This is a genomic window from Microcoleus sp. C2D2 (assembly GCF_036702495.1).
Taxonomy (GTDB): Bacteria; Cyanobacteriota; Cyanobacteriia; order Cyanobacteriales; family Microcoleaceae; genus Microcoleus.
In genome coordinates this window covers 22,654-28,793 of the sequence record NZ_JAUBTO010000108.1, presented here as the reverse complement: position 1 = coordinate 28,793, position 6,140 = coordinate 22,654, and the positions used below count along the sequence as shown (strand labels likewise).

General features: G+C 46.6%; 8 protein-coding genes. 5 read left to right on the top strand and 3 right to left on the bottom strand.

Annotated elements, in window-relative coordinates:
- Positions 1–182: 182 nt before the first annotated feature.
- The 3 genes from QUB61_RS27485 to QUB61_RS27475 form a co-directional block, all read right to left on the bottom strand.
- Positions 183–431 carry a DUF2127 domain-containing protein gene (locus tag QUB61_RS27485; RefSeq protein WP_333132078.1) on the bottom strand — a complete coding sequence of 83 codons (249 nt, stop codon included), beginning with the start codon at positions 429–431 and terminating at the stop codon, positions 183–185.
- Positions 432–1,103: 672 nt separating this feature from the next.
- Positions 1,104–3,566 carry a CBS domain-containing protein gene (locus tag QUB61_RS27480; protein WP_333132076.1) on the bottom strand — a complete coding sequence of 821 codons (2,463 nt, stop codon included), beginning with the start codon at positions 3,564–3,566 and terminating at the stop codon, positions 1,104–1,106.
- Positions 3,557–3,775, bottom strand: coding sequence for a hypothetical protein (locus QUB61_RS27475; RefSeq protein ID WP_333132074.1), 219 nt, complete (start codon positions 3,773–3,775; stop codon positions 3,557–3,559). The genes QUB61_RS27480 and QUB61_RS27475 overlap by 10 nt, the downstream gene beginning before the upstream one ends.
- A gap of 116 nt (positions 3,776–3,891) precedes the next feature.
- Between QUB61_RS27475 and psbZ the strand changes: the two genes are divergently transcribed.
- The 5 genes from psbZ (at position 3,892) to QUB61_RS27450 (ending at position 6,110) form a co-directional block, all read left to right on the top strand.
- Entirely contained in the window at positions 3,892–4,083 is a 192-nt protein-coding gene (gene psbZ / locus QUB61_RS27470; RefSeq protein ID WP_333132086.1) for a photosystem II reaction center protein PsbZ, read from the top strand.
- Positions 4,084–4,310: 227 nt separating this feature from the next.
- Complete coding sequence (gene ribH / locus QUB61_RS27465; protein WP_333132072.1) at positions 4,311–4,898, top strand: 6,7-dimethyl-8-ribityllumazine synthase; 588 nt, start codon at positions 4,311–4,313, stop codon at positions 4,896–4,898.
- A gap of 150 nt (positions 4,899–5,048) precedes the next feature.
- The gene (locus tag QUB61_RS27460) at positions 5,049–5,261 is read left to right on the top strand and encodes a hypothetical protein (RefSeq protein WP_333132070.1); all 213 of its coding nucleotides are present in this window, start codon (positions 5,049–5,051) and stop codon (positions 5,259–5,261) included.
- Positions 5,262–5,302: 41 nt separating this feature from the next.
- Positions 5,303–5,620, top strand: coding sequence for a Uma2 family endonuclease (locus QUB61_RS27455; RefSeq protein WP_333132084.1), 318 nt, complete (start codon positions 5,303–5,305; stop codon positions 5,618–5,620).
- A gap of 226 nt (positions 5,621–5,846) precedes the next feature.
- A complete protein-coding gene (locus QUB61_RS27450) occupies positions 5,847–6,110 on the top strand; it encodes a helix-turn-helix domain-containing protein (RefSeq protein WP_333132068.1) in 264 nt (87 codons plus the stop codon).
- The last annotated feature ends 30 nt before the right edge of the window (positions 6,111–6,140 follow it).

Below are 6,140 nucleotides of genomic sequence, written 5' to 3'. Positions count from 1 at the left end.
TTTAGAGAAAATAGCAATCAGGGCGCTGTTTTTGATTATATCCGACAATCCATCAAGTTATTTATTTTTCAGTCCTAACTCATAGATTTCAGGCGGAATACTGATGCCGACTAGCAATAAAACTAAAATTGTTTCCCAGCCTTGTTAGTACCATAAACCCACTGGTTCAACGGCAGTTAAAACTACATCATGTCCGGCAGCCAGTCCGCAAATACTAAAGTTTTAGGCTTGATAATTATAACTTTATCTAATAATAAAAATTCTAGAAATTTCCCTGGGCTTTCTAACCAATAAGATGCGGCCAATTTCTCTAAGACTTGATGATTCTTCAGTGCAAAAAACAAAGCGATAGAAGTTACTGTCAAGAGGGAAGCAACAAAACTTTTGTAAAGGACAATTGCGATTAAACCAGGAGCGCGCTGTTTTTTCACCTTAATTATCGAAATATCATTAATGTGCGATCGGCTTGTTAGGCTGTTTTGAACTGAAAAGTAAAAATTTACAGTCCAGGACGCACTCCGACAAAGAAACCGGGTTTTTTACCTAATCTACGGGTTGCAACGCGTCTTTTCGTAAAAAAAACCGGTTTCTGGACTCCCATGCGTCCAAGACTAAATTTAGTAGAGTGCGTCAGCAATTAGCCTATCAATTATAGAAAAAATAACGCGCTGCTGACCCACCTTACTAAGCTTGAGGATAACGTTGTGCTAAGAAAGAGATAGCAGCAGCCCGATCGCCCAAATCGCCATCCAACCTCGCCGCCAACAAATCATCCAACATTCGTTTAAACCCAGGCCCGGGCTTATAACCCAAAGCCTTCAAATCGTTGCCATTTAAAGGCGGCTCAACATTTGCCCACCTGGTGAGATATTCCCAAATTTGGCGGCGTGCACGAAGCGGACTTTGCAGGGCGATCGCAATTAACACCGGCAATTCATAATTCCTCAACAGCAGCACCAATTGACTCGGCAACTCGCACTTAGGCAAACCCTCTGCTAACTGGTTCTTTCCAGCTTCCAACACTTCCAACCGCTTAATGCTGTCAGCGGGTAACTGAAGATTTGCAGCCACCTTGCCGCGATATTCCGGTGCTAAATAAGCTATCAAAAGTTCCAGTCGCATCTGCCAATCGGGAATATTGATAATTGGGAATTGGGAATTGGGAATTGCTTCTTCCTTCTCGCTTCTTCCTTCTTCCTTCTTCCTTCTTCCTTCTTCCTTCTTCCTTCTTCCTTCTTCCTTCTTCCTTCTTCCTTCTTCCTTGGGATTCCATTCAAACACCGATCGAGCAAACGCAGTTGCCGCCACAATTCCCGATCCAACTCCAAAGTAGGATGAATGCAGCGCAAAGCCTGCAAATCTCCTAGCATTTGCAAAGCTACTTTCCAGTAGGGGGCTTGCAAAATGTATTTCAATTCGCTTTTCAGGCGAGTTTCCAAAGCCGGAGCTCGGCCGTTTTCCCCCTGAATTCGGTAATAAATCCCGCTGGCCAAAGCGTGGCGGATGTATCCTTCCGTCTGCGGCTCAATTTCAAATCCCAACCGCACAGCAAACCGCACAGCGCGATAAATTCGCGTCGGATCTTCGATAAAACTGTTGGCGTGCAAAACTCGAATTTGCCGCGCTTGCAAGTCGAGCAAACCGCCAAAAAAATCTAACAATGCGCCACTGCGAGGAAAACCCAACCGCACAGCCAGCGCATTAATTGTAAAATCCCTGCGGTACAAATCTTGGCGGATTGAACTCGCTTCAACTTCAGGATTTGCAGCCGGATAAGGGTAAAATTCAGTGCGAGCCGTAGCGATATCCACCCACAGCGAGCCGAAAGCAGAGTCTTTGTGCCACAAAAGCGCGGCGGTTTGAAATTGACCGTGAACGTCCAAACGCGAGTCGGGGTATAGTTTTTGCAGCGATGAAGCTAACTCGACACCAGCACCGGAATCGTCGGAACCGCACTTTCCATCCACAACCAAATCAATATCTGTTAGCGCCAGTGTATGATCGGTCGTCAATAGTAAATCCCGGACTGCTCCACCGACAATATAAAGTTGCCAGCCGCGCTCGGCGGCAATATTGGCCGCGATCGACAATAATTGCCACAATTCGGCACTTATGCGCGATCGCAACAACTGCTCAACCGATTCGGGTACGGGACAATAAGAAAATTCTGCATTACTTTCCCTGTCTCGCGCTTTTTGCTGGTGCAATTCCCGCAACACGTCAGTGCGAGTCACAATTCCTACCAGTTGACCGTTTTCCAATACCGGCAAGCGCCCGATATCATACATCACCATTAAAGATTCAATTTCCGGCAGCAAGGTATCTGGGGCGATCTTTTTTAGCTGCGGAGTCATGTAACCCTTGACGGGGGCGTGACTGAAACCGTGGTGCAGAGCAATGTCAATGTCGCGGCGCGAGATAATGCCGGCGAGTCGATCGCCCGCATCCACCACACAAAGCCCGGAATGTCCGTAACGTAGGAGTATGCGATGAGCTTCCCCCACCGATGTTTCCGGGCGAATACTCCGCACTGGAGACGACATTAATTCGCGGGCTGTGGGAGGGTGGGGAATTTGAGTTTTGAGTTCGTCAGCTAACTGATTTAAAGTCAGCAGGGGGTCAACATCGCGGGTGGCGAGGGAAGCGGCGCGGGCGTGGCCTCCGCCGCCGAAGGGTTTGAACAATTCGCTGAGGTTTGTTCCTTCGATGCGCGATCGACCGATAATAGTTAATCGATTGGAAACTGGCGATTCGGGCTCGATGTTGGGGTTGTTGTCCTTTTCGCTAAATTTATAAACATTGCCTAAAAGCAGAGCATCGGTTTCCGTTAAATCGAGCAAGCGAGAAGCCAGCGAAGAAAGTCCCGGAACGTAGGCTTCAGTAGATAGCAGCACCCAAGCTACGCTGTAACCGTGCAAAGTTTCCGATCGCAAATTATTGAGCGCTTCTCTCAGCAAATCTTGCAATTGAGGAGACAAACCGGGTTCTACATATTCAGCGATTACCCGCAAACTCGCTCCCTGTTCCATCAACCACGCCAAAGCAGTCGCATCTCGCGCAGTTGCGCCCTCAAAGGTGAGGGAACCTGTATCGACGTGGATGCCGAGGGCCATTACTGTTGCTTCCGAAGGCAGCAGGCGCAATGGTGTGTCGCTGTTTTCTGGTTGATTTTTGAGCTTTTCGCGCAGCTTTTCGACAATTAGTGTCGTGCTGGATCCGACTGCTTCGATCTGCGTAACAGTAGCGCGGATGTCTGAATGGGCCTCTAGGTGGTGGTCGAAAACAGCTATTTCGCTCACCTGCGGCAAATCCAGCCACTCGGCGGCTTTTCCCAAGCGATCGCGCTGGGAGGCATCAACTATACTAATTGAGCGAATTTGTTGCGGATTGACCGATCGGCGTTCAATCAGCGGGTACTCGTCGCGGTGTAGCGCTAAAAAATCCCGCACCGTCGGGTGACACCCGCCTGTCAGTACGATCCTGCTACCGGGGCGCAGGACGCAAAGTCCCACCGCTGCTCCCAAGGCGTCAAAATCTGCTGTTGTGTGGCACAAAACTAAGTCCATAGTCGAACATCCCCCATCTCTAACTCACAGAGTAGCAATTTCTCGGCCTCTGACACCGGACGATCGCACTGTAACTTAACCTTCAGCCAGTATCGAATCCAGTTTTCTGTGCAGTAGCCAACAATGATAAAATTGATAAAAATCTCAAAAGTCGCTGACGCCTGTTCGCGCAACGCCCGAATTTGCACGGGTTCTTTCCTATCAATCAACCGACAATCTCTCGATCGACTATCGGGAAACTGTCAAAAACTAGAATTTGGAAGATTTTTTCCGGTTCTGGGAAGCTATTTCTGATCAACGCACGGTTATATCGAAAGGAGAAAAGATGTTATCAATTCTGTTTCAAGTGGTTTTACTGGCTCTGGTACTGCTGTCTTTTGTGATGGTCGTTGGCGTCCCGGTTGCTTATGCCTCTCCCCAAAACTGGAATCAGTCTAAAACGCTGATATATGCCGGGTCTGGTCTCTGGTTTTTGCTGGTTATTGCCGTGGGTGTATTGAACTTTTTAGTCGTTTAACTTCACCCAACGCTATCGAATAAAGAAGGTAAAAGATAGAAGGATGAAGGCATTCGCCAGCGATTGAAAGGCATTCGGCATTCGGCAGAAGCTAGGAATTTTACTTACCGCGCGACCCTGTATGTTTTTGCACTTGAGATTCAGATGAGATGCTGCAGCTTTCTGACTTTTGCCTTCTCACAAACAAAACTCTAAAACCTAAAATCTAAAATCTAAACTAGAACACTATGACTGTTTTCGAGGGAACTTTTACTCACACAGAATCTTTGCGATTTGCTATTGTTATCGGTCGTTTTAACGATTTAATAGTCAACAAACTTTTGGAGGGATGTCAAGATTGTTTGAAACGGCACGGGGTTGATATTAATCCTCATGGCTCTCAGGTGGACTTTTTTTGGGTTCCCGGATGTTTTGAGATTCCTTTGGTGGCCCGCCAAGCTGCTCTTTCTCACCGCTACGATGCGGTAATTTGTCTGGGTGCAGTAATTCGGGGCCAAACTCCTCATTTCGATTTTGTGGCTGGTGAGGTTGCTAAGGGAATTGCTGCGGCTGCTTTTCAAACAGGGGTGCCGGTGATTTTTGGGGTGGTGACGACTGACACGATGCAGCAAGCTTTGGAAAGGGCTGGAATTAAAAGCAATTTGGGCTGGAATTATGCGATGAGTGCTTTGGAAATGGGCACTTTGATGCGCCAAGTTAAGGGTTTGGGCGGGAATTCTTACGATCTATTACCTACTGCGTCTGCTTCTCCAGTGCTTTCGGGCGAACCAAATCTGGCGATCGCCCCCGATGTATCATCTCAGGAAATGAGCTAATATAAAATCCGGGTTCGTTATTTTCTTTTATGAACTCGGCTTTATGAATTCGGCATTAATCGTGATTAATCGGATCTTGAAATCGCTGCATAGAGTCAAACTTTCGTCCGAGCAGAGGGGGACTAAGAAATAAAGTAGGTAAGAAAAGCTATGACTGCTGTAACTGCGACAAGATTCTCGCTCGCAGAATATCACCCTTTAGGAGAACTGGGATTTGTGGATCCTGATGACCGAGTAGAATTGATTGGCCCAGAAATTATCATCAAGGCTGTTAAAAGTACGCTTCACTCTGTTTGCAACAGTCTTTTAGTTGAGAAGTTAATCATTTTACTGGCAAGACGTGCTGGCGTGCGCGTACAATAGCGGATTATTTTGACGGATGATAGCCAACCACAGATGTTGTTATTGCCCGCAATCGAGCCGATCGTTATTTATGTTCTCACCCGGAGCCGGCTGATATTTTATTAGTAATTGAGGTTTCTGATTCTACTTTAAAGTACGCTCAGAGAACTAAGCTATCTCTCTATGCTGAAGCGGGAATTTCTAATTATTGGATATTTTATTTTGTCTACAATCAACGGGAAATGCACAGCGAACTCGCTCTAAAAAGACAAGGGGATTTTAATTATCGATCGCAACGAGTTGTTATGCAAAATGAGGCTGTTGTAATTCCGGGTTTTACCGATTGGTCTCTAGATTTATCTTTGGTATTTCCAGCCTAGGCTGAGTTGATGATATAATTCAATTTAAAAAAGTGCTAGAGGAAGTGGTATAAATTTAGAGATTATTTCTGAGCTAGTAAGCAGTTTTTAACCGATTAGAGGCGTAGCGAGATCGATCCCACGAGTGGGCTCACGGTTGGAATAGCTCCAAAATTGCTCAGTATTTTAGAAGGGGTTCAACTGAGATATTGCACCATTCTCAATTACTTGTTTAGGAACAGGCAAGATGCCTGTTCCACAAGAGATTAATTTTATTGTGGAACAGGCATCTTGCCTGTTCTTGACAATGGTACAAGATGTGAGGTTCAACAGACGGTGCTCTGTTACAATTGAGCGATCGCAACAAGGCGGGTTGGGTGGATTGTGGGAAGGACCAGGGCGGGGTAAAAAACCCCGGTGGCAAGAAAGTGATTGGCAAGCCCGAAAGCAGTGGCTAGAAGAACCCCGACGTTATAGCGCCAGTCAGTTGAGTCAGCGATTCTTCTGTTGAACGAGGTATAGATTTAGGTGCACAGCAACT

Bases quoted from the DNA above. Each gene is read 5' to 3' on its own strand.
- QUB61_RS27480 (WP_333132076.1), bottom strand. From the start codon at position 3,566: ATGGACTTAGTTTTGTGCCACACAACAGCAGATTTTGACGCCTTGGGA.
- psbZ (WP_333132086.1), top strand. From the start codon at position 3,892: ATGTTATCAATTCTGTTTCAAGTGGTTTTACTGGCTCTGGTACTGCTG.
- ribH (WP_333132072.1), top strand. From the start codon at position 4,311: ATGACTGTTTTCGAGGGAACTTTTACTCACACAGAATCTTTGCGATTT.
- QUB61_RS27460 (WP_333132070.1), top strand. From the start codon at position 5,049: ATGACTGCTGTAACTGCGACAAGATTCTCGCTCGCAGAATATCACCCT.
- QUB61_RS27450 (WP_333132068.1), top strand. From the start codon at position 5,847: ATGCCTGTTCCACAAGAGATTAATTTTATTGTGGAACAGGCATCTTGC.